Below are 24,360 nucleotides of genomic sequence, written 5' to 3'. Positions count from 1 at the left end.
CGGTTCCCCGCGCCCCTCGTGCGATCCCTCATGTGCTGTCGGACTTCGGTGCGGTTCGCGGGTGGCCCGGGTCCATGGGCGGGGTGGTGGTGTCGCAGCGCCAGGTGCAGTTCGGCTCGGCGACCTCCCGTTCCGGCTCCAGGGCGTCGCTGCGGACGGTGGCCAGCGCCAGCAGGCCGCCCGCGGCGAGCAGGCCCGCGCAGATCAGCATCGCCGTCGCGAAGGCGTCGTCGACCTCCGCGGGGACGCGGTAGGCGTCGCCGCTCAGCCCGGCGAGTGCGGGCAGGGCGGCCACCGCGAGCAGCCCGGCCGCGCGGGCCGCCGCGTTGTTCACCCCGCTGGCGATCCCGGCCCGCCGGACGTCCACCGCGGCCAGCACGGTCGCGGTCAGCGGCGCCACCAGCAGCGTCATCCCGCAGCCCAGCACCGTCACCGCGGGCAGCACGTCCGTCCAGTACGAGGCGTCCGGGCCGATCCGCAGCATCAGCAGCACACCGGCCGCGCAGATCATCGGGCCGAGGAACAGCGGCAGCCGCGGCCCGATCGCCCGGCCGAGGCGCCCGGCCCGGCTGGAGAACGCCAGCATCAGCACGGTGATCGGCACCAGCGCCACACCGGCGGCCAGCGGGCTGAAGCCCGACACCACCTGCAGCTGCACGGTCAGCAGCAGGAAGATCCCGCTGAAGGCGCCGTACACGCACAGCGTCACCAGGTTGACCGAGGTGAACAGCCGGGAGGAGAACAGCCCCAGCGGCAGCATCGGCTCCGGCGTCCGCCGCTCCACCAGCACGAACGCCACCCCGAACAGCACGCCCAGCAGCCCGGCGACCGGCGCGAAGGTGCTGCCGGTCTCGGTCAGCGCGTACGTCACGCCGCCGAGCGCCAGGGCGGCGAGCACCGCGCCCAGCACGTCGAACCGCCCGGAGCGGTCCGGGTCCAGGGTCTCCGGCACGTGCCGGGCCGACACCGCGATCACCACGACGGCGACGGGCACGTTCAGCAGGAAGATCCACCGCCAGCCCGGCCCGTCGACCAGCCAGCCGCCGAGGAACGGGCCGACCGCCGCCGCGACGCCGCCCAGCCCGGACCAGGCACCCACCGCGGCACCCCGGTCGTCCGGGTGGAACACCGCCTGCAGCATGGCGAGCGACCCCGGCGTCAGCAGCGCCCCGCCGATGCCCTGCAGGGCGCGGGCCGCGATCAGCACCTCGATCGTCGGCGCGGCCGCGCACGCCGCCGACGCCGCCGCGAACCAGGCGACGCCGATCAGGAACACCCGCCGCCGCCCGTACCGGTCGCCCAGCGAGCCGCCGAGCAGGATCAGCGCGGCCAGCGTCAGCAGATAGGAGTTGACCGTCCACTGGAGGGCCTCGAGCGAGGCGTCCAGATCCTCGCCGATCCGCGGCAGGGCCACATTGACCACGGTGCCGTCCAGCATCGCCATGCCGGAGCCGAGCACCGTCGCCAGCAGCACCCAGCGCGCCCGTGCCGAGCCCATCCGGATCGCCAGTGCCGCCTCGTTGCCGCTCATCCTCCGATCGTCCCCCGCACCGGGCCCCGGGCGCACCCCGCCGGCCGGATGCCCGTACCGGACGAGCGCCGTCCTCCGGTGCACGCACCCCGACCCCGCACGCCGATCCGACGCGATGTGTCGGATCCGCCCTAGTCTGGGCGCATGTCAGCCCCCGGCCCCGACTGGGCCCGCATCGCACCGGGCTGGGACCCGGAAACCCGGACCGACCGCGACGACGAGGCCGCCGAGGCGGAGCTCGCCGCGATCGGCCGCACCGCGGGCCGGGTCGCCGGCGGCGGCATCCGGGCCGCCGTCCTCGGCGTCAACGACGGGCTGGTCACCAACCTCTGCTTCATCCTCGGCATCGCCGGCGCCGCCGTGGACGCCGCGACGGTCCGGCTGTCCGGACTGGCCAGCCTGGTCGCCGGGGCGCTCTCGATGGCCGCCGGTGAATGGGTGTCGGTGCGCGGCCAGCGCGAGGTCGCGCAGGGCATGGAGAACACCCTCCGGGAGGCCTGGCGGCACTCCCCTCCGGTCGTGATGGCCCACCTGGCGCGCAGCCTGCGCGAGCGCGGCCTCGACGCGGAGACCGCCGTCCGGGCCACCCGCGGCGTCGTGTCGGCCGGCCGGACGGCCCGGCCGACCAGCCTGCGCATCCTGTTCGGCGTCAGCGTCCAGGACGCCGGCTCGCCGGCCGTCGCCGCGGTCAGCTCGCTGCTGCTCTTCGCCGTCGGCGCCCTCGTGCCGCTGGTGCCGTGGTTCGTCACCGAGGGCGGCGCTGCGGTGACCGCCTCCGCGGTGGTGACCGCCCTCGCCTCCCTGGCCGTCGGTGCCGCCCTCGGGCTCGGCTCCGGCCGCAGCGCCGTGCTCACCGCGCTGCGGCAGCTCCTGATCGTCGCCGCGGCATCCGCCGTCACCTACGGCCTCGGCACCCTGGCCGGCGACGCCGTGGGGTGAGGAGCTGTCTTCGAGGGCGCTCGGGTGGTCGCTCCGGGGGTGCGCAGTCCGAGCCCTGATGCTCCCGCGCTACTCCAGCAGGCCGGCGCGGCGCCAGCGCGGGGCCGTCCGGTGGTCGACGATGCCGAGGTCGGCGAAGAACACCATGGCCTTGCGGGCCCAGTCCGTGCGGGCCTGCTGCCAGTGCGGGTTGGCGGCGGCGGCCCGCCTGGCCTCGGCGACGTCCAGCCCGGCGAGGGCGTAGACCCGCGGGTGGACGAGCTCCGCCACCGCGAGCCGGGCCATCACCAGCAGGCCGCGCCGGAACACCGCCCGCCGCGGCGCACCCATCCCCGCCCAGAGCCGCTCCAGCTCCGGCTTGGCGTAGCCGATGTGCCGGGCCTCCTCGATCACGTGGATGCGCGCCACCTCGCGGGCCAGCGGCTGCAGCGACTCGTCGCGGACCATCTCGCGCTGCATCGCGTCGGTGAACTCCTCCACGAAGACCGCCCCGGCGAAGGTCATCGCGGTGTCGTTCAGCAGGAAGTGGAACTTGCCGCGCCGGTGCGCCTTCGCGGTCGGCCGCGCCGACGGGTATCCGGTCGCCGTGATGTACCGGGCGAACATGGTGGAGTGCCGGCACTCGTCGGCGACCTCGGTGAGCGCGTACTGGGCGTGCCGGGTGGTCAGGTCGCTCTCGTACACGTGCCGGATCAGGCCCTCCATGAGCACCAGCTCGAACCAGATGCCGGCCGCGGTCGCCGAGGCGAGCTGGTGGACGCTCAGCTGCGCCCGCTGCCGCGGCGTGAGCGACTCCCACAGCGGCGTGCCGTAGAGGGCGACCCGGTGCTGCGGCAGTGCGAAGTGGTCGGGGTCGACGTGCTGGTCCCAGTCGATCTCGGTCAGCGGATCGTGGGAGTGCCGGGCGGAGGCGCGCAGCAGCCGGGCGGCGTTCCGCTCGCGGTCCTCGGGGCGGGCGGCGGTCTCTCGCATGGTCGGCTCCGGTGGGGGTCGGGGGCACCAACGGGAGCAGTGAACCAGTTAGACGGCGTGTCAACAAGGGGTCGCGCGCGGGCCGCGGCCGCTCCGGGGACACTGACCCCATGGAGCCAGTCGCGGCCTTGGAGCGCATCGCCTTCCTGCTGGAGCGCGAGGACGCCTCCCCGTACCGGGTGAAGGCCTTCCGCACCGCGGCGGACGCCGCCCGCACACTGCCCGGCGGGCCGGTGGACGCCGCCCGCGCCGCCAGGCTGCCCGGGGTCGGCCCGAAGACCGCCCGGGTCATCGCCGAGGCCTCGGCCGGACGCGTCCCCGGCTACCTCGCCGAACTCGAGGAACGCGCCGGACCGCTCGCCGAGGGCGCCGACGAACTGCGCGCCGCCCTCAAGGGCGACTGCCACCTGCACTCCGACTGGTCCGACGGCGGCAGCCCGATCGAGCTGATGGCCCGCACCGCCCGCGACCTCGGTCACGAGTGGGCCGTCCTCACCGACCACTCGCCCCGCCTCACCGTGGCGAACGGCCTCAGCGCCGACCGCCTCCGCGAGCAACTGGAGGTCGTCGCCGCACTCAACCGCGAACTGGCGCCGTTCCGGCTGCTCACCGGCATCGAGTGCGACATCCTCGACGACGGGAGCCTCGACCAGGAGGACGACCTGCTCGCCGAACTCGATTTGGTGGTCGCCTCCGTCCACTCCAGACTGCGGATGGAGCGCGCCCCGATGACCCGCCGCCTGCTCGCCGCCGTCCGCAACCCGCTGGTCGACGTCCTCGGTCACTGCACCGGCCGCCGGGTCGGCGGCCGGCCCCGCCCCGAGTCGCAGTTCGACGCCGAGGCCGTCTTCGCCGCCTGCGCCGAGTCCGGCACCGCCGTCGAGATCAACAGCCGTCCCGACCGCCGCGACCCGCCCACCGGGCTGATCCACCTCGCGATCGAGACCGGCTGCGTCTTCACCGTCGACAGCGACGCCCACGCCCCCGGCCAGCTCGACTGGCAGGCGTACGGCTGCGCACGGGCCGCCGCGGCCGGGATCGGCCCGGACCGCATCGTCAACACCCGCCCGGCCGACGACCTCCTCGCCTGGACCGCTGCCTAGGCAGCCGGCGGGGGCGCGGCCGCGGTTTCAGGCGGTCAGTCGTTCCCGCAGGTGGTCGAGGGTCTCGTCCTTGATGCCCAGGCCCGCGCGGGCGTAGCTCTCCACGTCGCCCCAGCCGTCCGTGACCGCCTGCAGGGCGGCCTCCAGGTAGGCGGTCCGTACCCCGAACACCGCGTCCGCGATCTCCGGGTCGCCGCCGCCCGCGGCGAACGCCTCGATCAGCGGGGCGAAGGCCGCCTGCACCGCCGCACCCACCGACAGGTACTCGGCGGCGACCGTCCGCTCGTCCGCGCCGAGCAGCAGCAGGACGAGTGCCGCGCCCCAGCCGGTGCGGTCCTTGCCCGCGGTGCAGTGGAAGAGGACGGGCCCGCCGTCCCTGTGGGCGAGTGCGGTGAGCAGCTGCCGGTACGCCTGCCGGGCGGACTCGGCGGTGACGAAGGCGCGGTAGTCCGCGGCCAGCGCACGGGCCGCCCCGCCGGCCCGGAACTCGCGGTTGGCGAGCAGGGGGTCGGCGAAGGCGGCGGCCAGCCGGGCGGCGGTGCCGGTGCCCGCCGGGTCGGCCATGACGTCGGCGACCAGCAGGTGCGCACCGCCCGGCATCCGGTCGGGGCGGGCGGCCCGTTCCCGCTCGGTGCGCAGGTCGACGACGGTGCGCACGCCGAGTGCGGCGAAGGCGGGATCGGAGGGGACGTCCAGGCGGTCCAGCTGGCCGGAGCGGAACGCCAGCCCCGGTCGGATCCGGGCGCCCCCGGCAACCGCGATCCCACCGAGATCGCGCAGGTTGGCGACGGTGCTGGAGTCCACGGTCCGGGAGCACTGCATGGCTACCTCCAGGCAGGGACGCGACTCATCTGCACGGTAGGCCCTGCGGTGACCGGCCGCTCGCGGAGCACGGCCGTCGGGCGTTGGAGCGCGGATACGGGCCCGGGCGGCTCCGCCCGTGCCGGAGCGGGAGGGCGCAGGGGAGGCGCACGGCGGCGCACCGGGCGCGCGCCGCCCGTGCCTCGCGCGCCGCATTGCCCGGCGGACCGCCAGGCGGCAGTGTGTGTCGGGGCTCACACAGGGTGGGCGGAGGAAGGGACGGACCGCCGGACATGGCAGCCAAGATCCTGATCGTCACCGGTGACGCGGCGGAGTCGCTGGAGGTGTTCTACCCCTACCAGCGGCTGCGCGAGGAGGGGTACGAGGTGCACATCGCCGCGCCCGCCAAGAAGACGCTGCAGTTCGTGGTGCACGACTTCGTGGACGGCTTCGACACCTACACCGAGAAGCCGGGCTACACCTGGCCCGCGGACGTCGCCGTCGCCGACGTCGACCCGGCCGACTACGTGGCCCTGGTGATCCCCGGCGGCCGCGCCCCCGAGTACCTGCGCAACAACGCCGACGTGCAGCGCATCGCCGCACACTTCTTCCAGGAGGACAAGCCGGTCGCGCAGATCTGCCACGGCCCGCTGATCACCCTGGTCGGCGGCACCCTCAACGGCCGTACCACCGCCGCCTACCCCGCGCTGGAGCCGGACGTCGCAGCCGGGGGCGCCGACTTCGTCGACGGCGAGGCCGTGGTCGACGGCGTGGTGGTCTCCGCCCGCGCCTGGCCCGACCATCCGGCGTGGATGCGCGCCTTCGTCGAGGTGCTGCGCGAGAAGGCGCCGGTCGAGTAGCACGGTGCGCCCCCGACGGGCGAGCAGCGCGGCCCGCCGGCCTCGAGCCGGCGGGCCGCCGCCGTGTCAGAGCTGCTCCGCCCAGGGCGGGTTGGGGCCGGCCACGGCACAGGTCAGCGCCGCCACCCCGGTCGCGAACCGGCACGCCCCGGCGACCGCGTCCGGCGTCAGCGCGTCCGGCCGCCCGCCGAGCAGGCCCCGCCCGCCGAGGCTGTGCAGCAGCCCGGCGGTGAACGCGTCGCCGGCGCCCACCGTGTCCACCACCTCGACCGGCCGCGCGGGCACCGCGATCCGCTCGCCGCGCAGCGAGGCCAGCACGCCGTCGGCGCCGAGCGTCACCACCACCAGCGGCACGCCGTCCGCGTGGAACCGGTCGCACACCGCCTCCACGGCGGCGCCGGGGAACAGGTGGCCGACGTCGTCCGAGCTCAGCCGCAGGATGTCCGCCAGCGCGCACCAGCGCGGCAGCCGCTCCCGGTAGACGGCCGGATCGACCAGCAGCGGACGGACATTGGGATCGATCGACACCGTCGCCGTGGCCCTCGCGGCGGCCAGGTACGCCTCGATCGCCGGGCCGCCGGGGTCGCGGGCCAGCGCCAGCGAACCGGTGTGCACACAGGCCGGGCCGTCCGCGCCGCCCGGCGGCACGGACCCCAACTCGGCCTCCGTCCACTGCCAGTCCGCGGTGCCCTCGGCGTGGAAGGAGAAGCTCGCCCGGCCCTCGACGTCCAGCTCCGCCACGGCCAGCGTGCTGGGCTCGGCCGCCGCCGCACAGCCCGACAGGTCCACCCCCGAGCCGGCCAGCTGAGCGCGGAACAGCCGCCCGAAGACGTCGTCCGCGAGCCGTCCGCGGAACGCCACCGGGGTGCCCAGCCGGGCCAGCGCGACCGCGGTGTTCGCCGGACCGCCGCCCGGGTGCACCCGCAGCGCCAGCTCGCCGGGCCCGCTGCGGGCGGCGTCGGTGAACGCGTCGGCGACGCACTCGCCGATGACGGTGACGCGGACCGGGCTGTGCGGCACTTCGGGGACCTCCTGGACGGGCACGGGTGATCGCCGTCCATCATGCCCGCCGCCGCGGCCGCCGTGCGCCGACCGCCCCGGAGCCCGCCGCCGCAGGGCCTGCCCTCAGCCGGCGGCCGATCCGCCGGCCAGCAGCGCGGTCGTGAACCGCCGCCGCTGCGCCGGGTGTTCGCCGAGCCACCGGCCGAGCTGGTGGACGGCCTCCGGCCAGACCAGGCGGGTCAGGGCGGATCGGGTCGCCAGGGCCTCGCCGACGGCCGTGGTGACCTCGGGCGGGATCACCTCGTCCAGGGCGGGGACGGCCAGCACCGAGCGGCCGGTGAAGCCGCGCAGTGCGGTGAGCGCGGGGGAGTCCCGCCAGCTGCCGGGCCGCCGGATGATCCCGGTGAAGCCCGCGCCGAACGGCACCGGCCAGGCCTGCCGGGCGTACACCGCCGGCGCGCACAGGCCGACGGCCCGCACCCGCGCGCCGTACCGGGCGGCCAGGTCGGCGACGGTCTGGCCGCTCATGCTGAAGCCGATCAGCACCAGCTCCCCGCCGTCGGTGTGCCGGTCGATCAGGGCGGCGGCCTGCCGCACCCGCCGCTCCAGCGACAGCTCGGCGAGACGGCCGGTGCTCGCGCCGTGCCCGGAGAAGTCCAGCGCGAGCGCCCGGCAGCCGTGTCCGGCGAGGTCGCCCAGCAGCGGGACCAGCCGGCTGCTGTCGCTGCTGCCGGCGCCGTGCAGGGCGACGGCGGTCAGCCCGGTGGCGGGCGCGGTGGGCGGCAGGGCGAGGGCGGCGAGGTCCTCGCCGTCGGCGTCGAGGCGGAAGCGGTCCATGGCGGGGGCGACGCCGCCCGGGCGGGCGCGGTTCCGGCCCTCGGCCCCGGGTGGCGCCGCCCGGGGTGCCGGGCCGTCCGATCGGGTGAAGGGTGGAGGCATGGCAGTGCAACCCGACACCGTGCGCACCCTGTTCGCCGCGGCGCAGGACACCTTCGGCTGGCACGTCCGCCGGGCGGCCGAGGGCGGTCTCTGGCAGGACCCGACCCCGTGCACCGAGTGGACCGTGCGCGACCTGGTCAACCACCTGACCGCCGAGCACCTGTGGGTGCCCCCGCTGCTCGAGGGCCGCACGGTCGCGGAGATCGGCGACCGGTTCGACGGCGACGTGCTCGGCGACGACCCGGTCGCCGCGTGGACGGCGGCCGCCGAGGCCTCCCGGGCGGCCTTCGCCGCACCGGGCGTCCTGGAGCGCACCGTCCACCTCTCGTACGGCGAGCGCCCGGTGCTGGGCTACTGCCGGGAGATGACGGTCGACGCGATCGTCCACTCCTGGGACCTGGCCGTCGGCGTCGGTGCGGACCGGGCCATGGACCCGGCCGCCGCCGACTTCGCGTTCGCCGAGGTGGCCCCCTACGCGGACGGCCTGGCCTCGTCCGGCGTGTTCGGGCCGCCCGTGCCGGTGCCGGCGGACGCCGACGCCCAGACCAAGGTGCTGGGCCTGACCGGCCGCGACCCCGCCGACCCGCTGCACGCCGGAGGCTGAGGCCGCCGGGCCCGCGCCGGGCGCCCGCGGCCGACGCCGGTCAGCAGCTGCGCAGGCCGGGCACCTGGTTGAGCAGCTGCGCCCGGGGCGAGGTGAAGCGGGCGTAGGCCTCGCCGGTCTCGGCGCCGGGCCGGAAGGCCGCGACCCGGTGGCAGTTCTGGAAGGCCAGCTTCACCCCGAAGTGCCGCTCCAGGCTGCCGCGGATGGCGTCGCTGGCCATGGCCCGCAGCAGCTGGCCGCGCTCCGCGTCGCTCGGGGCGACCGTGTTGTCGGCGAACTCCTCGGGGGAGTCGTCGAGTTCGCCGCTCAGCCGGGCGACCAGCCGGTACGCGTAGGGCAGCGAGTCGCGGACGGTCTCGACGAACGCGGCCTCCTCGACGTCGCCGTGCTCGGCCTTCTCCAGCAGGGCGGCGGGGACGTTCAGGGACATGGCGGAGCTCCTTCTGATCGCGGAAGCGGTGGACGCAAGGGGATGCCCGGGCGCAAGGAGGCGCACCCGGGCCAGTCTTGAAAGTGAAAGTCATTTCCAGCAAGCCCATCCTGATGAGGCCCTGACGAGCTGTCAACCCCGGTGTCGGCCGAACGGGGGCCGGGTCGCGCGCCGCACCGGCCGTTCCTAGGCTTGGGGCGAGGAGGTGTCCCGGTGGAAGAGCACACGAGTGGCGCCGACCGGCGCATCCTGGACCGGATCGGCGAGATGGTCGCGGCCGAACGGGAACTGCGGACGATGCTGGCCGAGGGGCGGATCGACCCGGACAGCGAGCAGCAGCGGCTGCGCGAACTGGAAGCGGAGCTCGACCAGTGCTGGGACCTGCTCAGGCAGCGCCGGGCACGGGTCGACGCCGGGGACGACCCCGACCTCGCCGCGGTGCGCAGCATCGAGGAAGTCGAGCGCTACGAGTCCTGAGCAGGGCGGCGACCGCCCGTGGTGTCACGGGTGATCACGCCCGCGGCGATCACGCGTGGGGCGCGGTCACTCCCCGCGGGCGCCGAGCAGCGCCTCCAGCGCCGCGGCATTGCGCTGCACGTCGGCCGCGAGCGACTCCATCAGCGCGCGGCTCTCGGTGTCCCGCTCGCCGAACCACTCCGCGATGTCGCGGTAGGTGGCGACGACGATCCGCTCGGCCCGCAGATTGCGGGCGAGGGTGGCGGTGAGCGCCGAGTCGGCGGGCACCGAGTAGTCGGTGTGGGCCCGCTGGGCGAGGGTGTTCGGGTCGAAGTTGGGCCGGCCGCCGAGGGCCGCGATCCGCTCGGCCACCGCGACGGCGTGCCGCATGCCCTGCTCGGCGTGCGCGTTCAGCAGGGCCGCCGCCCGGACGGCCTGCTTCCCGCCGCCCCCGGCGGCGAGTGCGTCCCGGGTGTAGCGCAGCCAGCCGACGACCTCGGTGGCGACCACGTCGTTGAGGACGCTGATCGCCCGCTCCTCGTCCAGCCGCGGCGCGGTGCCCGGCTCGGCGGCCATCGTGCGGTGCGCCTCGCGGCTGATGCGGGTCACGTCGACGGCGAAGCTGTCGGCCATGGCGGTGCCTCCTGTGCGCGGGCGGTCCCCGTCATGACCGACGGTATGCCGGACGGCCGCGAGGGGAAACCGGGGCCGGCGCCCCGGACGGGGGACGCCGGCCGGAGTCCGGGCTCAGAGCGGCAGCAGCTCGGGGCGCTTGGCCTCGATGTGGTCGCCGGAGGACTCGCCGCGCAGGCGGCGGCCGACCCACGGGATCAGGTAGGCCCGGGCCCACTGGAGGTTCTCCCGGCGCTGCTCGGCCGGGGTCGGCTCGGGCTGCGTCGGCCAGGGCGCCTCCGGGTCCTGCTCGACCGGGAGGCCGAGCGAGCGGGCGGCCAGCAGGGCGACCCGCTGGTGGCCCTCGGGGGAGAGGTGCAGCCGGTCGTCGCTCCAGGCGCGGCGGTCGTGCACCGAGCGCAGCGACCACAGGTCGGCGACGGCGCAGCCGTTGCGGTCGGCCACCGCCCGCAGGTGTCCGTTGTAGGTGGCGATCTTGCCGCGCAGGTGGCGCAGCACCGGAACGTTGCGGGTGTCGAAGCCGGTGCAGACCAGCACGGTGCCGGCGTTGCGGGCCAGCTCCACCACGGCCGCCTCGAAGCGCTCGGCGACCTCGTCGGGGTCGCTGCCCGGGCGCAGGATGTCGTTTCCGCCGGCGCAGAAGGTCACCAGGTCGGGCTGGATGCGCCGGACCTCGGGCACCTGCTCGGCCGTGATCTGGTCGAGCAGGCGGCCGCGGACGGCGAGGTTGGCGTACCGGAACTCGCGGTCGGGGCGCCGCTCGGCGAGCATCCCGGCGAGGCGGTCCGCCCAGCCCGCGTAGCGGCCGTCCGGGCCGGGGTCGTTGAGGCCCTCGGTGAAGCTGTCGCCGAGGGCGGCGTAGGAAGTGGGGTCAGAGGGCTCCAGTAGATCAGGCATGGGGTTGATGTTTCACTCTGTGAAGTGACCTACGCCACCGTAGGTGGGCCGTTGCGGAGCGTGATCTTTGCCACCCTGATCGTCGCCCGCTCGCCTCCGGGCCCTCCTGATCCGGTGCCGACGGTCGTCGCTCTGTTTGTCGCCCGCTCGCCTCCGGGCCCTCCTGATCCGGTGCCGACGGTCGTCGCTCCGTCGCTGCGCTCCCGCGCTCCTTCCTTTCGGCACCGGCGGGCCCTTCGGCTCGGGGCGGGGCTCCGCTCCTCGCGGCCGGGGCTCAGGCCGCTGCGGCGCAGCCGTCCAGGATGACCCGGCCGACCAGGGCCGGGTCGTCGCTCATCGGCACGTGCCCGCAGCCGGGCAGCCGTACCAGCCGGGCGCCGGGGATCTCGCGCAGCGCCCGGACGCCCTGGCGGCGCACCAGCAGGCGGTCCCGGGTACCCCAGCCGATGGTCACCGGCACGCCCGGGACGTCACCGGTGAAGCGCACCCGGCGGCCGGCGGCGAGCGTCGGCGCGAAGCCGGTGGCCTCCCGCAGAGCCCGGGTCTCGCCGATCGCGCCCGCGGCGGAGCGGCGGCCCGGCCGGGCGTAGATGCTGCTCACCAGCAGGGCGCGGCCGGCCGTGGACCGTGCCAGCCGTTCGACGGCGGGCTGCGGCAGCGCCCGGGCGCCGAGCCGCATGCCGGCCAGGACGGCGAAGGCGTACCGGCGCTCGGGCTCCGTCCAGAACCCGGCGGGGGAGAGGGCGGTGACCGAGCGGGCCAGGCCGGCCCGGCCGAGGCCGAGGGCGAGCAGGCCGCCCAGCGAGTTGCCCGCCACGTGCGGCCGCTCGACGCCGAGCGCGGCGCAGAGGGCGCCGATGGCGGGCACCACGGCCGGCAGGTCGTACGGGACGCCGTCCGGCAGCGCCGGCGAGGTGCCGAACCCGGGCAGGTCGACGGCGATCACCTCGTGCCGGGCGGTGAGCGCGGGCAGCACCGGCTCCCAGGCCTGCCAGTGGTGGCCGATGCCGTGCAGCAGCAGGAGCGGGCTGCCGGTGCCCTCCCGGTGGTAGCGCACCGTGGTGGTGCGCGGGCCGTACGGAGAAGGCAGGGCGAAGGTGACCTCGGCGGGCATGCGGAGCACTCCTCTGCTGGACGGAATGTCAGCAAGGATTACCGACCGGTAGCCACCCCGGCAAGCCCCTGGCGGCGCCGGTGTCGGGCAGAGCGGAAACGACGTCAGAACAGCGCCCGCTGCGCGTCCGGCGCGGGCGGACGGCGGCGGCGGCGCAGCTCCACCCCGCTGCACGGCCCCGACGGCGCCGGGGACAGCCCCCAGCCGGTCAGCCGGCGGGCGTCCAGCAGCAGCGGCTCACCGCCGTCCGGCTGCTCCAGGAACAACTGCCGCCCGACCGGCGCCAGCAGCGTGCCGCCCACCGTGGCGCCGTCCGCCAGCCCCACCACCTCCCGGTACACCGGCGGCGGCCCGGCCGACAGCCCGAACAGCCCGACCTGGTCCACCACCTCGCCCTGCGGGAACAGCTCCACCGGATGCCCCGCCAGCACCCCCAGTACCGCTGCCCGCAGCTCCGCCACCCGCGCCGCCCGCTCCTCGGGCCCCGGCAGGTGCCACCACTGCTCGGCCTTCGCCCGCACCCCGAAGCGCTCGCGGGCCAGCCCCGCCCCGGCCACCGTCAACTCGGCCCGGCGGACGGCCGGCAGCGGGCCCCGCGCGACCACCGTGAACACCGGAGCCCCCTGCTCCAGCAGCCGGGCCCGGCCGCGCTGCTCCGCCGTCAGCCCGACCTTGGCGAGATCGCCGCCGAACCAGGCCAGGTAGAGCAGGTACGTTCTGCCGTCGTCCAGGATCCGGTCGCGCGCGAGCGCCAGCCCGCGGTCGACCGCCTGGCAGGGCACGCACAGCACCGCCCCCGTCGACGGCTCGATCTCCGCCCGGTGCGGGCAGGGTCTGCGGTCGGCCTCGCCGGCCAGCCACGGGCCCGAGCAGTACCGCGGCCCGTGCAGCCGCCAGCTCACCGCCGTGCCCGCCGCCACCACCCGCTCGTGCCGCCGGCCGCTGCGCACCGCCCCCAGCACCGCCTGCCCGTCCCGCCAGTCCAACCCGGTGCAGCGCCAGCCCGCCTGCCCGTCCACGTTCGCGACCTCCTCGGCTCCCGCACCCATCCCACCAGACGGCGCCGACAATCCGACCCCGGCCGTGGGTGCGGGTGTCCCCGGAGGTGCGGCGGGCGTACGGTCGCCAGGGGGACGTACGAAGGAGGCCCTGTCATGGCGGAGCAGCGGATTCCCGGGATCGACCCGTCGGCGGTGCCGAGCGGCGAGGGGTGCGCGGAGTGCCTCGCCGGGCAGGACGCCGGCTGGTGGCTGCACCTTCGGCGCTGCGCCGAGTGCGGACACATCGGCTGCTGCGACTCCTCGCCGTCCCAGCACGCCACCCGGCACGCCCGGGAGAGCGGGCACCCGTTCCTGGCCAGCTTCGAACCGGGTGAGGACTGGCTCTGGAACGCCGAGACCGGCGAGTACTACACCGGGCCGGCCCTGGCCCCGCCACTCTCCCGGCCGGACGCGCAGCCCTCGCCGGGCCCGTCCGGGAGGGTGCCCGCGGACTGGCAGAGCAGGCTGCACTAGCCCCGGGAGGGCCTGGGCGGTTCAGTCGCCGAGGGCGAGCCGCAGGCCGAAGAGGGCGACCACGCCGCCGGTGATCCGGTCGAGGACGCGCTTGGCGGTCTCCCCGGCGAGCCACCGCCGGACGACCCGGGCGAAGCCCACCAGCACGGCGGACCAGAGCGTGCCGAGCACGATGTGCTCGCAGGTGAGCAGCGTGCCGAAGGCCAGGTGCGGTGCGCCCGGCGGGACGAACTGCGGCAGCAGCGCCATGTAGAACACGCCGACCTTGGGATTGAGCAGGTTGGTGAGTGCGCCGCGCCGCCAGCCGGCGCCGAAGTGGTCGCGTTCGCCGGCGTCCGCCGGGTCGCCCGCTTCGGCGGGGCGCCCGTCGGGTCGGCGCCGCCAGGAGTTGCGGATCATGCGCCCGCCCATCCACAGCAGGTAGGCCGCGCCGGCCCAGCGCAGCACCTCGTACGCCAGGTGGGAGGCGGTCAGGACGGCGGTGGCGCCGGCGGAGGCGAGGACGCCCCAGGCGAGGGTGCCGGTCTGGATGCCGAGGACGACGCCCCAGGCGCGCCGGCGGCGGCCGAGGACGGCGGTGCGCAGGATGAGGGCGGTGTCGAGGCCGGGGGTGAGGGTCAGCAGGCCGACCAGGACGGCGAAGGACCAGAGGGCGGTGGCGTTGTCCATGCCCGGTGAGCCTATCGGTCGGCCGTTCCCGGGTCGCCGGGGCGGGGCCAACTGCGGCCCTCCTTGCCCTCGATGCTGCGGTTGAGCCGGGTGAGCAGTCGGGCGAGGGCGGCGACCTCGTCCTGCGGCCAGTCCGCCAGGACGGAGGCGAGGCCGTTCAGCGACCACTCGCGGTCGTGGTGCAGCCGGCGCAGGCCCTCCTCGGTGATGCGCAGTTTGCGGGCGATGCCGCCGGCCGGGTCCGGGATGCGCTCGACGAGGTTCTGACGGAGCATCGCCGCGGTCTGCCGGTTGACCGTGGAGGTGTCCAGGCCGAAGGCGTCCGCGAGCTGACCGATGGTCATCGGGCCCTCGGCCTCGATCCGGCTGAGCAGGGTGTACGCGCTGCGCTCCAGGCGGCCGCCGGGGTCGGAGCGCAGTGCGGCCATCGCCTGGTGGCGTCCGATCAGCATCAGTTCACGTTCGAGGTCGCCGAGTTCCTCGTGCACAACGTCCTCCTCGTCGGTCCGCCGCCGGTGATCCCTCCGGCTCCAAGTCAATCGCATATGTATCATGCACATCATGTGTATGATGCATATCGCACCCCGTGACTTGGAGCCCCCTTGAGCACACCTCCCTCCGCACGTGCCGGCGGCGGCGCGATCATCGGCGTCCTCGCCGGCGCCGGCATCGCCGTCTCGCTGATGAACACGCTCGTCGTCCCGCTCATCCCGGACCTGCCGGAACTGCTGGGCACCACGCCCGCGAACGCCTCCTGGGCGATCACCGCCACCCTGCTCGCCGGTGCCGTCGCCACCCCCGTGCTCGGCCGGCTCGGCGACATGTACGGCAAGCGCCGCATCCTGCTCGCCAGCCTCGCCCTGATGGTGCTCGGGTCCCTCGTCCCGGCGCTGGCCGGCGGCCTCGTCCCGATGGTGGTCGGCCGCGCCCTGCAGGGCTGTGCGGCGGCCGTCATCCCGCTCGGCATCAGCATCATGCGCGACGAACTGCCGCCGCAGCGGATGGGCTCGGCGATGGCCCTGGTCAGCTCCTCGCTCGGCATCGGCGGCGCGCTCGGCCTGCCGCTGGCCGCCGTCGTCGCCCAGCACGCCGACTGGCACGTGCTGTTCTGGGCCTCCGGCGCGCTCGGTGCGGTGGTGATCGCCCTGGTCGCGGCCTTCGTGCCGGAGTCCCCGGTGCGCTCCGGCGGCCGCTTCGACCCGGTCGGCGCGGTCGGCCTGTCCGTCGGCCTGCTCTGCCTGCTGCTCGCCGTCTCCAAGGGCGGCGACTGGGGCTGGGCGAGCGGCACCACCCTCGGCCTGTTCGGCACCGCCGCTGCGGTGCTGCTGCTCTGGGGCGTCTGGGAGCTGCGCTCCGGCAGCCCGCTGGTCGACCTGCGCACCACCGCCCGCCGCCAGGTGCTGATGACCAACATCGCTTCGGTGGTGATCGGCTTCGCGATGTACGCGATGTCGCTGATCGTCCCGCAGCTGCTCCAGCTGCCGGAGCGGACCGGCTACGGCCTGGGCCGGTCCATGGTGGTCGCGGGCCTGTGCATGGCGCCGTCCGGCCTGGTGATGATGGCCGTCTCGCCGTTCTCCGCCCGGCTGTCGGCCGCCCGCGGCCCCAAGGTGTCGCTGCTGGTCGGCTCGCTGGTGATCGCGGCCGGGTACGCGCTCTCGCTCGGGCTGACCGGGCACGTGTGGGGCATGGTGCTGTTCTCCAGCGTGATCGGCGCCGGTGTGGCCTTCGCCTACGCGGCGATGCCCGCGCTGATCATGTCCGCGGTGCCGGCCTCCGAGACCGCCGCCGCGAACGGGCTCAACAGCCTGATGCGCTCGATCGGCACCTCGACCTCGGCCGCCGTGGTCGGTGTGGTGCTCTCGCACATGACCGTGCGGATGGGTCCCGCGGTGCTGCCCTCCGAGGCGGGGTTCAAGACCGGTCTGACGATCGGTCTGGGCACCGCCGTCCTGGCCGCCCTGGTCACCCTGGCCGTCCCGGGCGGGGGCGGCCGCAGCCCCCGCCCCCGCCTCCGCCCCCGCCCCCGCCCCCGGCGACGAGCCCGCCGCCGAGCCTGCCGTCCGCGCCTGAGCCGGCAGCCGGTAGCCGGCAGTCGGCAGACGTACGGGCCGCCCCGCGGTGGGGCGGCCCGTACGGCGTGGGTGGGGACCGGCGACCGGTCGTCAGGCGTCGGCGCCCAGCCACAGGTCGGGGCCGAACACCTCGTAGTGGATGTCGGCCGGGCGCACGCCCGCCGCGATCAGCTGCCCGCGCACCGAGCGCAGGAAGGGCAGCGGGCCGCACAGGTAGGCGGTGGTGCCGGCGGGGATCTCCACGGTCGACAGGTCGACCAGCCCGGTGCGCTCGGCGGGCCACTCGCCGACCGGCCGCTCGTAGAAGACGTGCGCCTCGGCGTCCGCCAGCTTCGCGGTCAGCTGCTGCAGGTCCGCGCGGAAGGCGTGGGCCAGCTGGTCGCGGTCGCCGTGGACCGAGACCACCCGCCGGGTGGAGGCGGTGGCCGCCAGGTGCGACAGCATCCCGATCATCGGGGTGCAGCCGATGCCCGCGGAGGCCAGCAGCACCGGGCCGTCGCCCTCGGCCAGCGTCACGTCGCCGAACGGCGGGCTCAGCAGCAGGGTGTCGCCCGCGCCGATGTGCGCGTGCAGGTGGTTGGAGACCTCGCCGGCCGGGGTGTCGTCCACCCGCTTCACCGAGAACTGCAGTGCGCCGTCGGGCTGCCCGGAGAGGCTGTACTGGCGGATCTGGTGGGCGCCGTCCGGGAGTTCCACCTGTACCGAGACGTACTGGCCGGGCGAGGTGGCCGGCAGCGGGCCGCCGTCGGCCGGGCGGACGAGGAAGGTCGCCACGTCGTCGGTCTCCAGCAGTCGCGCCACCACGGTGTACTGGCGCCACAGCGCCTCCGGGCCGGTGCCGACCTCGGTGTACAGGCCCTTCTCCAGCGCGATCAGCGCGTTCGCCATCAGCCAGTAGACCTCGTCCCAGGCCGCTGCGACCTCGGGGGTCACCGCCTCGCCGAGCACCTCGACGATCGCCGCGAACAGGTGCTCGTGGACCACCGGGTACTGCTCCGGGGCGACGCCCAGCGAGGCGTGCTTGTGGGCGATCCGGGCGAGCATCGCGTCCGGCCGCTGCTCGGGGTGGGCGACCAGGGCGGAGGCGAAGGCGGCGATCGAGCCGGCCAGGGCCTGGCGCTGGGTGCCGTTCGCCTGGTTGCCGCGGTTGAACAGGTCGCGCAGCAGCTCCGGGTGGGCCTCGAACAGCCGCTCGTAGAAGCGTGCGGTGATGTCGCCGACGGCGGCGCCGACGACCGGCAGGGTGGCTTCGACGACCGGGGCGTTCTGCGGGGACAGCATGGAGGGCTCCCTTAATTGGTATTTGATCTTCGTATTTTGCTGGACGGGAACAGGGCGGGTGCCGGGTCCGGCGGACGGGCCGGGGGTGGGGCGGGGTGGGACGGGTCCGGTCCGGGGCGGCCCGGCTGTCAGTCCGGCGGGCGGACCGACAGGCCGAGCAGTACCGGGCCGGTCGGCGAGGCGACCAGGTCGTCGACCGACAGCGGGTCGAGCACCGCGAAGAACGCCTCCTGTGCCTGGCGGAGCGCACCGCGCAGCCGGCAGGCCGCCCGGAGCGGGCACGGCGGATCGTCCTCGCAGCCCACGACGTCACCGACACCCTCCAGCTCGCGCAGCAGGGCGCCGAGCGAACCGGTGCGGCCGGCCGGGGTGAGGGCCAGGCCGCCGCTGCGGCCGCGCCGCGCCTCCACCACGCCGAGGCGCTGCAGACGGCTCACCACCTTGGCCGCGTGGGTGTAGGGCACGTCCATCGCGGCCGCCACCTCGCGGGTGGTCGGGTTGGACTCCTCGTCCAGCACGGCCAGCCGCATGGCGATGCGGAGCGCGATGTCGGTGCTCTTGGTCAACCTCACGCACAGCAGACTATCTAATGCGAATCCTGGACTCGTATTTGGGGTGCCTATTGCGGCATCCGTGCAGGTGGGGCGGCCTGCAGACGGGCGAGCAGCTCGGGGCCGGACCAGCTGCGGCCGCCGCCGGGCCCGGCGGCCTCCGCCTGCCGGACGAGCTCGATCAGCCGGGTGTTGGCCGGTGCCGCCAAGCCGTGCCGGGCGGCCATCGCGACCACCTCGCCCTGCAGGCTGTCGATCTCCGTCCGCCGCCCGCGCTGCAGGTCCTCCCAGGTGGACGAGCGGGCCTCGGCGTCCACCTGCAGCGCCGCCGCGGCCAGCCGCCGGAACACGCCGTCCGGCAGGGCCAGCAGACGGGGCATCAGCGCCGTCGGCAGGGCGCCCAGCCGCGCCGGACGCACCCCGTCCGCGCGCATCGCGGCGAGCGCCTCGCGCTGGCACAGCGCCAGGCAGCGGCGGTAGGCCCGCTGTCCGAGCTCCTCGCGCAGCGGCAGGCCGGACAGCGCGTTGACCGCGTTGTTGAGGTTCATCAGCAGCTTGCCGTACTGCACCTCGCGCATGTCCGCGCGGCGCTCCACGGCCAGCCCGGCCGCCCGCGCGGCCTCGGCCAGGGCCGCCCCGGCCGGCTGGTCGTCGATCATCAGTGCACCGCCGGAACCCTGGTGGAAGACACCGGGCGCCTTCTGCAGCACGTTGTACGGGACCATACCGGCGACCACCGGGTGCTCCGGGCCGACGGCCTCCCTGATCGCCGCCGGATTGTGCAGGCCGTTCTGGAAACTGACCAGCGGGGTCGCCGGGCCGAGATGGGGCGCGACGGAGGCGGCGGCCTCGGCGGTGGCCGCCGACTTCACCGTGACCAGCACCAGATCGGCGCCGCCGGCGGCCGCCGGGTCGGTCTCCGCGCGGAGCCCTCCGGCGGGCACCCGGATCGTGGGACGGCCGCCGCCGGTGAGGGTCAGGCCGTCGGCCCGCACCGCCTCCATGGCTGCCGGGCGCCCGATCAGGGTCACCTCGGCGACCTCGGCGAGCAGGCCCCCGAGGTGGCAGCCGATGCTGCCGGCTCCGAGGACGGCGATCCGCAGCCGGTCGGACGGCGGGGCGGGCAGGTCGGACGTCACGGCGGTCATCCTCCGGGGCGGCGTACGGACGGACAGGTGCCGAGCACCCTAGATCGTCCGGCCCCGCCTCCGCGAGGGGTGTGAGGCCCCCGGACAGTGCGGGTCGGTCGCAAGGGGCCTTGGCGCGGTGCGGGTCTGCCCGGCCGGCGTCCTGCCGGGACGACGGCATGGAACGTGTGCTTGGAATCGGCGGGTACTTCATGCGCGCCGCCGACCCCGCGGCCCTGAGCGCCTGGTACCGCGACTGCCTGGGCCTGGACGCCGACGGGAACGGCCTGTGGCGTCAGGAGGCCGGGCCGACGGTGTTCGCGACGTTCGACTCCGGGACGGACCACTTCGCGTCCCGCACCCAGCAGACCATGCTCGACTTCCGGGTCCGCGACCTGGATGCGATGCTCGCGCAACTGCGCGCCAAGGGCGCGGACGTGGCCGAGGACACCCAGGACATGGAGGGCGTCGGCCGGTTCGGCCGGGTCACCGATCCCGAGGGCAGCCGGATCGAGCTGTGGCGGCCCGCCTGAACCTGAACCGCGCCGCCGAACGGGACTTGACGGCCTCCCGGTTCAGGGCAGGGGGCCGATGAGGGCGGCGGCGGTCCGGGCGATGCGGTTGCGGGTCCCGGCGCCGTCGAGGTAACCGGCGACCATCGCGCCGTCGCGGAGCAGGAGGAGTGCGTCGGCGCCGACGGCCGGGTCGGGATGGCCGCAGGCGCCGAGGAGTTCGGCGAGGGCGTCGCGGAACCACTGCCGGTGGTCGGCGACCAGGCGGCGGACGGGGTGGCCGGCGTCCGGGTACTCCGCGGCGGCGTTGATGAACGGGCATCCGCGGAACCCGGGGCCGCAGACCTCCTCGGCCAGCGCCTCGACGAGCACGGCCAGGACGGTGCGCGGGTCGCCGGCCGCTGCCGCGGCGTCCGCCAGCCGGGCCCGGACGTGCTGGTCGCGTCGTCGGAGGTAGGCGAGGACGAGTTCGTCCTTGCCGGGGAAGTGCCGGTAGAAGGTGGCCTTGGTGATGCCGGCCTCGGCGATCAGGCGGTCGACGCCGACGGCCTGGATGCCTTCCGCGTAGAAGAGTTCCGCGGCGGTGTCGAGCAGTCGCTCCCGGGCCGCGGACCTGCGGGAGGCCGGGTCGGCGAGGACTGTTCGATCACTCATGTGCCCCAACCCTACAGGCGGCGGGCCGACCCGGAGGCGGTCCTCGGGCCCGGGCGTCACTTCGGGCGGCGGGCGGTGCCGTACCCGCTCCGCGGTCTTGCGCGGCCGGGCCCTCCCGCATTTAACTATCACTGCTAGTTAAATGCGGGAGCGGACACCGAGGAGCATCGGGTGCACCAGTACGCGGACCACTACATCGGCGGCACCTGGCGGCCCGCCGCCGGGCCGGACACCATCGAGGTGATCGACCCGGCGACCGAGCGCCCCATCGCCACCGTCCCGGCCGGTACCCCCGCCGAGGTCGACGAGGCCGTCGCCGCGGCCCGCGCCGCCGCCCCCGGCTGGGCCGCCGCCGGCCGCGAGGAGCGGCTCGCCGCCCTCACCCGGCTCCGCGACGGCCTCGTCGCCCACCGCACCGAGATCGCCGAGACCGTCACCGCCGAACTCGGCACCCCGATCGGCTTCGCCGACGCCGTCCAGGCCGGCACTCCGATCGCCGTCGCCTCCGCCTACCTCGACGTGCTGGCCGACTACGCCTTCCACGAGAAGGTCGGCAACTCCACCGTCTACGCCGAGCCCGCCGGCGTGGTCGCCGCCATCACGCCGTGGAACTACCCGCTGCACCTGATCGTCGCCAAGGTCGTCCCGGCGCTCGCGGCGGGCTGCACCGTCGTTCTCAAGCCCTCCGAGGAGACGCCGCTGATCGCCCGGCTGTTCGCCCGGATCGTCGACGGCGCCGGCCTGCCGCCCGGCGTGTTCAACCTGGTGACCGGCCTCGGCACGGTGGTCGGTGCCGCGCTCGCCGCCCACCCCGGCGTGGACGTGGTCTCCTTCACCGGCTCCACCGCCGTCGGCCGGGCCATCGGCGAGAGCGCCGGACGCGGCATCAAGAAGCTCTCCCTGGAACTCGGCGGCAAGTCCGCCAGCGTCGTCCTGCCCGGCGCCGACCTGGCCCGCGCGGTCAACGTCAACCTGGCCAACGTCTTCGCCAACTCCGGCCAGACCTGCACCGCCTGGACCCGCCTGCTGGTCCACCGCGACCAGTACGAGGAGGCCCTGGCCATCGCAGCCGCCTCGGCCGGCAAGTACGCCCCGGGCGACCCGGCCGACCCCGCCACCCGGGTCGGTCCGCTGGTCAGCGCCCGCCAGCGCGAGCGCGTCCGCGGCTACATCGAGGGCGCCCTGGAGGACGGCGCCCGCCTGGTCGCCGGCGGCCCCGAGCAGCCCGACGGACTGGAGCAGGGCTACTACGTCCGCCCGACCGTCCTCGCCGACCTCCCGCCGGACGCCACCGCCGCCCAGGAGGAGATCTTCGGCCCCGTCCTCGTGGTCCTGCCGTACGACGACGAGGAGCACGCCCTGGAGATCGCCAACGGCACCGAGTACGGCCTGGCGGGCGCCGTCTGGGCGGCCGACGACGACAGTGCCGCCGCCTTCGCCCGCCGTATGGACACCGGCCAGGTCGACATCAACGGCGGCCGCTTCAACCCGCTCGCCCCCTTCGGCGGCTGGAAGAACTCCGGCGTCGGCCGCGAACTCGGACGGCACGGCCTGGAGGAGTTCCTGCAGACCAAGTCCCTCCAGTTCTGAACCGGCCGCACCCCCGTACGGCCCCGCCTACGCCACCCCGCCCGCACCCGAAGACACCGAGGTGACCGCCATGGTCCGCGCCGCCGTCCTGCACTCCGCCGGGGCCCCGCTCGAGATCACCGAGATCGACCTGCCCGACCCCGGCCCCGGCCAGGTCCGCGTCCGGCTCGCCGCCGCCGGCGTCTGCCACTCCGACCTGTCGCTGACGCGCGGCAAACTGCGCGCCACCCTCCCCCTGGTGCTCGGCCACGAAGGCGCCGGCACCGTCCTCGCGGTCGGCGAGGGCGTCACCGCCGTGGCACCCGGCGATCCGGTGGTGCTCAACTGGGCGCCCGCCTGCCGCGCCTGCCCGTCCTGTGCGATCGGCGAGCCCTGGCTGTGCGACAACTCCGGTACGGCCTCCACCGGCCTGTACGCCGCGCTGGCCGACGGCACCGGCCTCCACCCGGGCCTGGGCGTCGGCGCGTTCGCCGAGGAGACCGTCGTCCACGAGCGGGCCGTGCTGCCGCTGCCGGCCGGGGTGCCGCTCGACGCGGCGGCCCTGCTCGGCTGCGCCGTCCTCACCGGCTACGGCGCCGTGCACAGTGCGGCCCGGGTGCGGGTGGGGGAGTCGGTGGTGGTGTACGGGCTCGGCGGGATCGGCCTGGCCGTCCTGCAGGCGGCCCGGATCGCCGGCGCCGCGCCGGTGGTCGCCGTCGACGTCTCGCCGGACAAGGAGGAACTGGCCCGCCGGCACGGCGCCACCGAGTTCCTGATCGCCGACGACAGCACCCCGAAGGCGGTCCGCGAACTGACCGGCGGCCGCGGCGCCGACCACGCCTTCGAGTGCGTCGGCCGCGGCAGCACCATCCGCTCGGCCTGGTCCGCGACCCGGCGCGGCGGGCGGACGACCGTGGTCGGCATCGGCGGCAAGGAGGACATGGTCTCCTTCTCCGCACTGGAGCTCTTCCACTACGCCAGGACGCTCACCGCCTGCGTGTACGGCAACTGCGACCCGGTCGAGTCGGTGCCGGAGCTCGCCGGCCACGTCCGGACCGGGCGGCTCGACCTGGAGGCGCTGATCACCGACCGGATCGGCCTGGAGGACATCCCGGAGGCCTTCGAGCGGATGGCCGCCGGCCGCGGCGGCCGCTCCCTGGTCGTCTTCGACCGCTGAGACCACCCGGCACAACGCGGAAGGTCCCGCACCCTCAGCAGGGTGCGGGACCTTCCGCGTTGTTCGGGAGCCTCAGGCCGCGGGCTTCTCGGCCGCCGAGGGGACCGGGGCCGGCTTCGGCGCAGTGCTGCCGGACTCGCGCAGGAAGAGGAACAGGGTCGGCACCAGGTAGGCGGCCCAGACCGCCACCTGCAGCACCGTCGGATCCGGCTGGAAGTTGAACACGCCCTTCAGCAGGGTGCCGTACCAGCTGTCCTTCGGAACGGTGCCGGAGATGTCGAAGGCCTGGCTGGTCAGGCCCGGGACCCAGCCGGCCTCCTGCAGGTCGTGCACCCCGTAGGCGAGCACGCCGGCCGCCACCACGACCAGCATCGCACCCGTCCAGGTGAAGAACTTGGCGAGGTTGATCTTCAGGGCGCCGCGGTAGAACATCCAGCCCAGCACCACCGAGGTGAGCAGGCCGAGGACCGCGCCGACCAGCGGCCGCACCCCGTCGCTGGTCGCCTGGACGGCCGTCCAGATGAACAGCGCCGTCTCCAGGCCCTCCCGGCCGACCGCGAGGAAGGCCGTCACCACCAGGGCGAAGGTGCCCATCGCCAGCGCGGCGTCCAGCTTGCCGTGCAGCTCGGCCTTCAGGTGCCGCGCGGTGCGGCGCATCCAGAAGACCATCCAGGTGACCAGGCCGACCGCGACGATCGACAGGCTGCCGCCCAGCGCCTCCTGCGCCTCGAAGGTCAGCTGCGTCGAGCCGTACTGCAGCACGGCACCGAAGGCCATGCTCAGCACGACGGCCGCGCTGATGCCGATCCAGACCGGCGCGAGGCGGTCCCGGCGGTCGGTCTTGACCAGATAGGCGATCAGGATGCAGACCACGAGGCTGGCTTCGAGGCCTTCCCGCAGACCGATCAGGTAGTTGCCGAACACAGGGGACTCCCGGGGGTGGAGGTGGT

27 protein-coding genes and 1 pseudogene are annotated in these 24,360 nt (G+C 75.3%); 10 read left to right on the top strand and 18 right to left on the bottom strand.

All coding sequences use genetic code 11. The features are described from left to right. Positions 1 to 28: 28 nt before the first annotated feature. The gene (locus tag AB0M03_RS15560; protein ID WP_363492001.1) at positions 29 to 1,531 is read right to left on the bottom strand and encodes an MFS transporter; all 1,503 of its coding nucleotides are present in this window, start codon (positions 1,529 to 1,531) and stop codon (positions 29 to 31) included. Positions 1,532 to 1,675: 144 nt separating this feature from the next. Between AB0M03_RS15560 and AB0M03_RS15555 the strand changes: the two genes are divergently transcribed. Next, entirely contained in the window at positions 1,676 to 2,470 is a 795-nt protein-coding gene (locus AB0M03_RS15555) for a VIT1/CCC1 transporter family protein (protein ID WP_363492000.1), read from the top strand. Between the two features lie 69 nt (positions 2,471 to 2,539). Here the strand turns inward: AB0M03_RS15555 and AB0M03_RS15550 are convergent, their stop codons facing one another. Then, positions 2,540 to 3,442, bottom strand: a complete 903-nt coding sequence (locus AB0M03_RS15550; protein WP_363491998.1) for a diiron oxygenase — start codon at positions 3,440 to 3,442, stop codon at positions 2,540 to 2,542. Between the two features lie 110 nt (positions 3,443 to 3,552). Between AB0M03_RS15550 and AB0M03_RS15545 the strand changes: the two genes are divergently transcribed. Continuing rightward, the gene (locus AB0M03_RS15545; protein WP_363491997.1) at positions 3,553 to 4,545 is read left to right on the top strand and encodes a PHP domain-containing protein; all 993 of its coding nucleotides are present in this window, start codon (positions 3,553 to 3,555) and stop codon (positions 4,543 to 4,545) included. A gap of 27 nt (positions 4,546 to 4,572) precedes the next feature. Here the strand turns inward: AB0M03_RS15545 and AB0M03_RS15540 are convergent, their stop codons facing one another. Beyond that, entirely contained in the window at positions 4,573 to 5,367 is a 795-nt protein-coding gene (locus tag AB0M03_RS15540; RefSeq protein ID WP_363491996.1) for a tyrosine-protein phosphatase, read from the bottom strand. Between the two features lie 272 nt (positions 5,368 to 5,639). On the opposite strand from AB0M03_RS15540, the gene AB0M03_RS15535 reads away from it, so the two are divergent. Further along, positions 5,640 to 6,206, top strand: a complete 567-nt coding sequence (locus AB0M03_RS15535) for a DJ-1/PfpI family protein (RefSeq protein ID WP_030269460.1) — start codon at positions 5,640 to 5,642, stop codon at positions 6,204 to 6,206. A 66-nt stretch (positions 6,207 to 6,272) separates the two neighbouring features. On the opposite strand, the gene AB0M03_RS15530 is transcribed toward AB0M03_RS15535, so the two are convergent. Beyond that, the gene (locus AB0M03_RS15530) at positions 6,273 to 7,250 is read right to left on the bottom strand and encodes a carbohydrate kinase (RefSeq protein WP_363491995.1); all 978 of its coding nucleotides are present in this window, start codon (positions 7,248 to 7,250) and stop codon (positions 6,273 to 6,275) included. A gap of 81 nt (positions 7,251 to 7,331) precedes the next feature. Further along, positions 7,332 to 8,045 carry an alpha/beta fold hydrolase gene (locus AB0M03_RS15525; RefSeq protein WP_363491994.1) on the bottom strand — a complete coding sequence of 238 codons (714 nt, stop codon included), beginning with the start codon at positions 8,043 to 8,045 and terminating at the stop codon, positions 7,332 to 7,334. Between the two features lie 100 nt (positions 8,046 to 8,145). Between AB0M03_RS15525 and AB0M03_RS15520 the strand changes: the two genes are divergently transcribed. Next, entirely contained in the window at positions 8,146 to 8,751 is a 606-nt protein-coding gene (locus AB0M03_RS15520; protein ID WP_363491993.1) for a TIGR03086 family metal-binding protein, read from the top strand. 40 nt (positions 8,752 to 8,791) lie between these two features. Here the strand turns inward: AB0M03_RS15520 and AB0M03_RS15515 are convergent, their stop codons facing one another. Next, positions 8,792 to 9,181 (bottom strand): SCO5389 family protein, encoded by a 390-nt coding sequence (locus AB0M03_RS15515; protein ID WP_363491992.1) that lies wholly within the window; start codon positions 9,179 to 9,181, stop codon positions 8,792 to 8,794. Positions 9,182 to 9,394: 213 nt separating this feature from the next. Between AB0M03_RS15515 and AB0M03_RS15510 the strand changes: the two genes are divergently transcribed. Further along, positions 9,395 to 9,658: a DUF2630 family protein gene (locus AB0M03_RS15510; protein WP_363491991.1), complete on the top strand. Its 264-nt coding sequence runs from the start codon at positions 9,395 to 9,397 to the stop codon at positions 9,656 to 9,658. A 66-nt stretch (positions 9,659 to 9,724) separates the two neighbouring features. Here the strand turns inward: AB0M03_RS15510 and AB0M03_RS15505 are convergent, their stop codons facing one another. The 4 genes from AB0M03_RS15505 to AB0M03_RS15490 form a co-directional block, all read right to left on the bottom strand. After that, a complete protein-coding gene (locus tag AB0M03_RS15505; RefSeq protein ID WP_363491989.1) occupies positions 9,725 to 10,270 on the bottom strand; it encodes a ferritin-like domain-containing protein in 546 nt (181 codons plus the stop codon). Positions 10,271 to 10,384: 114 nt separating this feature from the next. Next, positions 10,385 to 11,167: an SGNH/GDSL hydrolase family protein gene (locus AB0M03_RS15500; protein WP_363491988.1), complete on the bottom strand. Its 783-nt coding sequence runs from the start codon at positions 11,165 to 11,167 to the stop codon at positions 10,385 to 10,387. 274 nt (positions 11,168 to 11,441) lie between these two features. After that, positions 11,442 to 12,281, bottom strand: coding sequence for an alpha/beta fold hydrolase (locus AB0M03_RS15495; RefSeq protein ID WP_363491987.1), 840 nt, complete (start codon positions 12,279 to 12,281; stop codon positions 11,442 to 11,444). Positions 12,282 to 12,385: 104 nt separating this feature from the next. Continuing rightward, the gene (locus AB0M03_RS15490) at positions 12,386 to 13,300 is read right to left on the bottom strand and encodes a DUF2797 domain-containing protein (RefSeq protein WP_363491986.1); all 915 of its coding nucleotides are present in this window, start codon (positions 13,298 to 13,300) and stop codon (positions 12,386 to 12,388) included. Positions 13,301 to 13,435: 135 nt separating this feature from the next. Here AB0M03_RS15490 and AB0M03_RS15485 point away from each other — a divergent pair, with 135 nt between their 5' ends. Continuing rightward, complete coding sequence (locus AB0M03_RS15485) at positions 13,436 to 13,795, top strand: UBP-type zinc finger domain-containing protein (RefSeq protein ID WP_363491985.1); 360 nt, start codon at positions 13,436 to 13,438, stop codon at positions 13,793 to 13,795. 21 nt (positions 13,796 to 13,816) lie between these two features. Here AB0M03_RS15485 and AB0M03_RS15480 read toward each other — a convergent pair whose 3' ends face one another. Together AB0M03_RS15480 and AB0M03_RS15475 are read right to left on the bottom strand one after the other, a co-directional pair. Further along, the gene (locus AB0M03_RS15480; protein WP_363491984.1) at positions 13,817 to 14,464 is read right to left on the bottom strand and encodes a LysE family translocator; all 648 of its coding nucleotides are present in this window, start codon (positions 14,462 to 14,464) and stop codon (positions 13,817 to 13,819) included. Between the two features lie 11 nt (positions 14,465 to 14,475). Further along, positions 14,476 to 14,916, bottom strand: coding sequence for a MarR family winged helix-turn-helix transcriptional regulator (locus tag AB0M03_RS15475; protein WP_363492038.1), 441 nt, complete (start codon positions 14,914 to 14,916; stop codon positions 14,476 to 14,478). 231 nt (positions 14,917 to 15,147) lie between these two features. On the opposite strand from AB0M03_RS15475, the pseudogene AB0M03_RS15470 reads away from it, so the two are divergent. Beyond that, positions 15,148 to 16,236: pseudogene (locus AB0M03_RS15470) on the top strand (MFS transporter); the annotation flags it as partial. Here AB0M03_RS15470 and AB0M03_RS15465 read toward each other — a convergent pair. The 4 genes from AB0M03_RS15465 to AB0M03_RS15450 form a co-directional block, all read right to left on the bottom strand. Further along, entirely contained in the window at positions 16,197 to 16,334 is a 138-nt protein-coding gene (locus AB0M03_RS15465) for a hypothetical protein (RefSeq protein WP_363491983.1), read from the bottom strand. The pseudogene AB0M03_RS15470 and the gene AB0M03_RS15465 sit on opposite strands and share 40 nt — an antisense overlap. 295 nt (positions 16,335 to 16,629) lie before the next feature. After that, positions 16,630 to 17,820, bottom strand: a complete 1,191-nt coding sequence (locus AB0M03_RS15460) for a globin domain-containing protein (protein ID WP_363491982.1) — start codon at positions 17,818 to 17,820, stop codon at positions 16,630 to 16,632. Between the two features lie 128 nt (positions 17,821 to 17,948). Further along, the gene (locus AB0M03_RS15455; protein ID WP_363491981.1) at positions 17,949 to 18,392 is read right to left on the bottom strand and encodes an Rrf2 family transcriptional regulator; all 444 of its coding nucleotides are present in this window, start codon (positions 18,390 to 18,392) and stop codon (positions 17,949 to 17,951) included. 47 nt (positions 18,393 to 18,439) lie between these two features. Further along, complete coding sequence (locus tag AB0M03_RS15450; protein WP_363491980.1) at positions 18,440 to 19,519, bottom strand: 2-dehydropantoate 2-reductase; 1,080 nt, start codon at positions 19,517 to 19,519, stop codon at positions 18,440 to 18,442. Between the two features lie 158 nt (positions 19,520 to 19,677). Between AB0M03_RS15450 and AB0M03_RS15445 the strand changes: the two genes are divergently transcribed. After that, positions 19,678 to 20,031, top strand: a complete 354-nt coding sequence (locus AB0M03_RS15445) for a VOC family protein (RefSeq protein WP_363491979.1) — start codon at positions 19,678 to 19,680, stop codon at positions 20,029 to 20,031. Between the two features lie 42 nt (positions 20,032 to 20,073). Here the strand turns inward: AB0M03_RS15445 and AB0M03_RS15440 are convergent, their stop codons facing one another. After that, positions 20,074 to 20,664, bottom strand: coding sequence for a helix-turn-helix domain-containing protein (locus tag AB0M03_RS15440; protein ID WP_363491978.1), 591 nt, complete (start codon positions 20,662 to 20,664; stop codon positions 20,074 to 20,076). A 171-nt stretch (positions 20,665 to 20,835) separates the two neighbouring features. On the opposite strand from AB0M03_RS15440, the gene AB0M03_RS15435 reads away from it, so the two are divergent. Together AB0M03_RS15435 and AB0M03_RS15430 are read left to right on the top strand one after the other, a co-directional pair. Continuing rightward, entirely contained in the window at positions 20,836 to 22,254 is a 1,419-nt protein-coding gene (locus AB0M03_RS15435; RefSeq protein ID WP_363491977.1) for an aldehyde dehydrogenase family protein, read from the top strand. Between the two features lie 70 nt (positions 22,255 to 22,324). After that, positions 22,325 to 23,410 (top strand): Zn-dependent alcohol dehydrogenase, encoded by a 1,086-nt coding sequence (locus tag AB0M03_RS15430; protein ID WP_363492037.1) that lies wholly within the window; start codon positions 22,325 to 22,327, stop codon positions 23,408 to 23,410. A 72-nt stretch (positions 23,411 to 23,482) separates the two neighbouring features. On the opposite strand, the gene efeU is transcribed toward AB0M03_RS15430, so the two are convergent. Then, the gene (efeU, locus tag AB0M03_RS15425; RefSeq protein ID WP_363491976.1) at positions 23,483 to 24,334 is read right to left on the bottom strand and encodes an iron uptake transporter permease EfeU; all 852 of its coding nucleotides are present in this window, start codon (positions 24,332 to 24,334) and stop codon (positions 23,483 to 23,485) included. Between the last annotated feature and the right edge of the window lie 26 nt (positions 24,335 to 24,360).

The organism is Kitasatospora sp. NPDC051914 (assembly GCF_040680995.1).
Lineage (GTDB): Bacteria > Actinomycetota > Actinomycetes > Streptomycetales > Streptomycetaceae > Kitasatospora.
The sequence above is the reverse complement of the archived record's forward strand: the minus strand, read 5'-3'. Positions and strand labels throughout refer to the sequence as shown.

What these genes read in the sequence shown, in the direction of transcription:
- AB0M03_RS15560 (WP_363492001.1), bottom strand. Translation starts at nt 1,531, where the DNA reads ATGAGCGGCAACGAGGCGGCACTGGCGATCCGGATGGGCTCGGCACGG.
- AB0M03_RS15555 (WP_363492000.1), top strand. Translation starts at nt 1,676, where the DNA reads ATGTCAGCCCCCGGCCCCGACTGGGCCCGCATCGCACCGGGCTGGGAC.
- AB0M03_RS15550 (WP_363491998.1), bottom strand. Translation starts at nt 3,442, where the DNA reads ATGCGAGAGACCGCCGCCCGCCCCGAGGACCGCGAGCGGAACGCCGCC.
- AB0M03_RS15545 (WP_363491997.1), top strand. Translation starts at nt 3,553, where the DNA reads ATGGAGCCAGTCGCGGCCTTGGAGCGCATCGCCTTCCTGCTGGAGCGC.
- AB0M03_RS15540 (WP_363491996.1), bottom strand. Translation starts at nt 5,367, where the DNA reads ATGCAGTGCTCCCGGACCGTGGACTCCAGCACCGTCGCCAACCTGCGC.
- AB0M03_RS15535 (WP_030269460.1), top strand. Translation starts at nt 5,640, where the DNA reads ATGGCAGCCAAGATCCTGATCGTCACCGGTGACGCGGCGGAGTCGCTG.
- AB0M03_RS15525 (WP_363491994.1), bottom strand. Translation starts at nt 8,045, where the DNA reads ATGGACCGCTTCCGCCTCGACGCCGACGGCGAGGACCTCGCCGCCCTC.
- AB0M03_RS15520 (WP_363491993.1), top strand. Translation starts at nt 8,146, where the DNA reads ATGGCAGTGCAACCCGACACCGTGCGCACCCTGTTCGCCGCGGCGCAG.
- AB0M03_RS15515 (WP_363491992.1), bottom strand. Translation starts at nt 9,181, where the DNA reads ATGTCCCTGAACGTCCCCGCCGCCCTGCTGGAGAAGGCCGAGCACGGC.
- AB0M03_RS15505 (WP_363491989.1), bottom strand. Translation starts at nt 10,270, where the DNA reads ATGGCCGACAGCTTCGCCGTCGACGTGACCCGCATCAGCCGCGAGGCG.
- AB0M03_RS15500 (WP_363491988.1), bottom strand. Translation starts at nt 11,167, where the DNA reads ATGCCTGATCTACTGGAGCCCTCTGACCCCACTTCCTACGCCGCCCTC.
- AB0M03_RS15495 (WP_363491987.1), bottom strand. Translation starts at nt 12,281, where the DNA reads ATGCCCGCCGAGGTCACCTTCGCCCTGCCTTCTCCGTACGGCCCGCGC.
- AB0M03_RS15485 (WP_363491985.1), top strand. Translation starts at nt 13,436, where the DNA reads ATGGCGGAGCAGCGGATTCCCGGGATCGACCCGTCGGCGGTGCCGAGC.
- AB0M03_RS15480 (WP_363491984.1), bottom strand. Translation starts at nt 14,464, where the DNA reads ATGGACAACGCCACCGCCCTCTGGTCCTTCGCCGTCCTGGTCGGCCTG.
- AB0M03_RS15475 (WP_363492038.1), bottom strand. Translation starts at nt 14,916, where the DNA reads ATGCTGATCGGACGCCACCAGGCGATGGCCGCACTGCGCTCCGACCCC.
- AB0M03_RS15465 (WP_363491983.1), bottom strand. Translation starts at nt 16,334, where the DNA reads ATGTGCGAGAGCACCACACCGACCACGGCGGCCGAGGTCGAGGTGCCG.
- AB0M03_RS15460 (WP_363491982.1), bottom strand. Translation starts at nt 17,820, where the DNA reads ATGCTGTCCCCGCAGAACGCCCCGGTCGTCGAAGCCACCCTGCCGGTC.
- AB0M03_RS15450 (WP_363491980.1), bottom strand. Translation starts at nt 19,519, where the DNA reads ATGACCGCCGTGACGTCCGACCTGCCCGCCCCGCCGTCCGACCGGCTG.
- AB0M03_RS15445 (WP_363491979.1), top strand. Translation starts at nt 19,678, where the DNA reads ATGGAACGTGTGCTTGGAATCGGCGGGTACTTCATGCGCGCCGCCGAC.
- AB0M03_RS15440 (WP_363491978.1), bottom strand. Translation starts at nt 20,664, where the DNA reads ATGAGTGATCGAACAGTCCTCGCCGACCCGGCCTCCCGCAGGTCCGCG.
- AB0M03_RS15430 (WP_363492037.1), top strand. Translation starts at nt 22,325, where the DNA reads ATGGTCCGCGCCGCCGTCCTGCACTCCGCCGGGGCCCCGCTCGAGATC.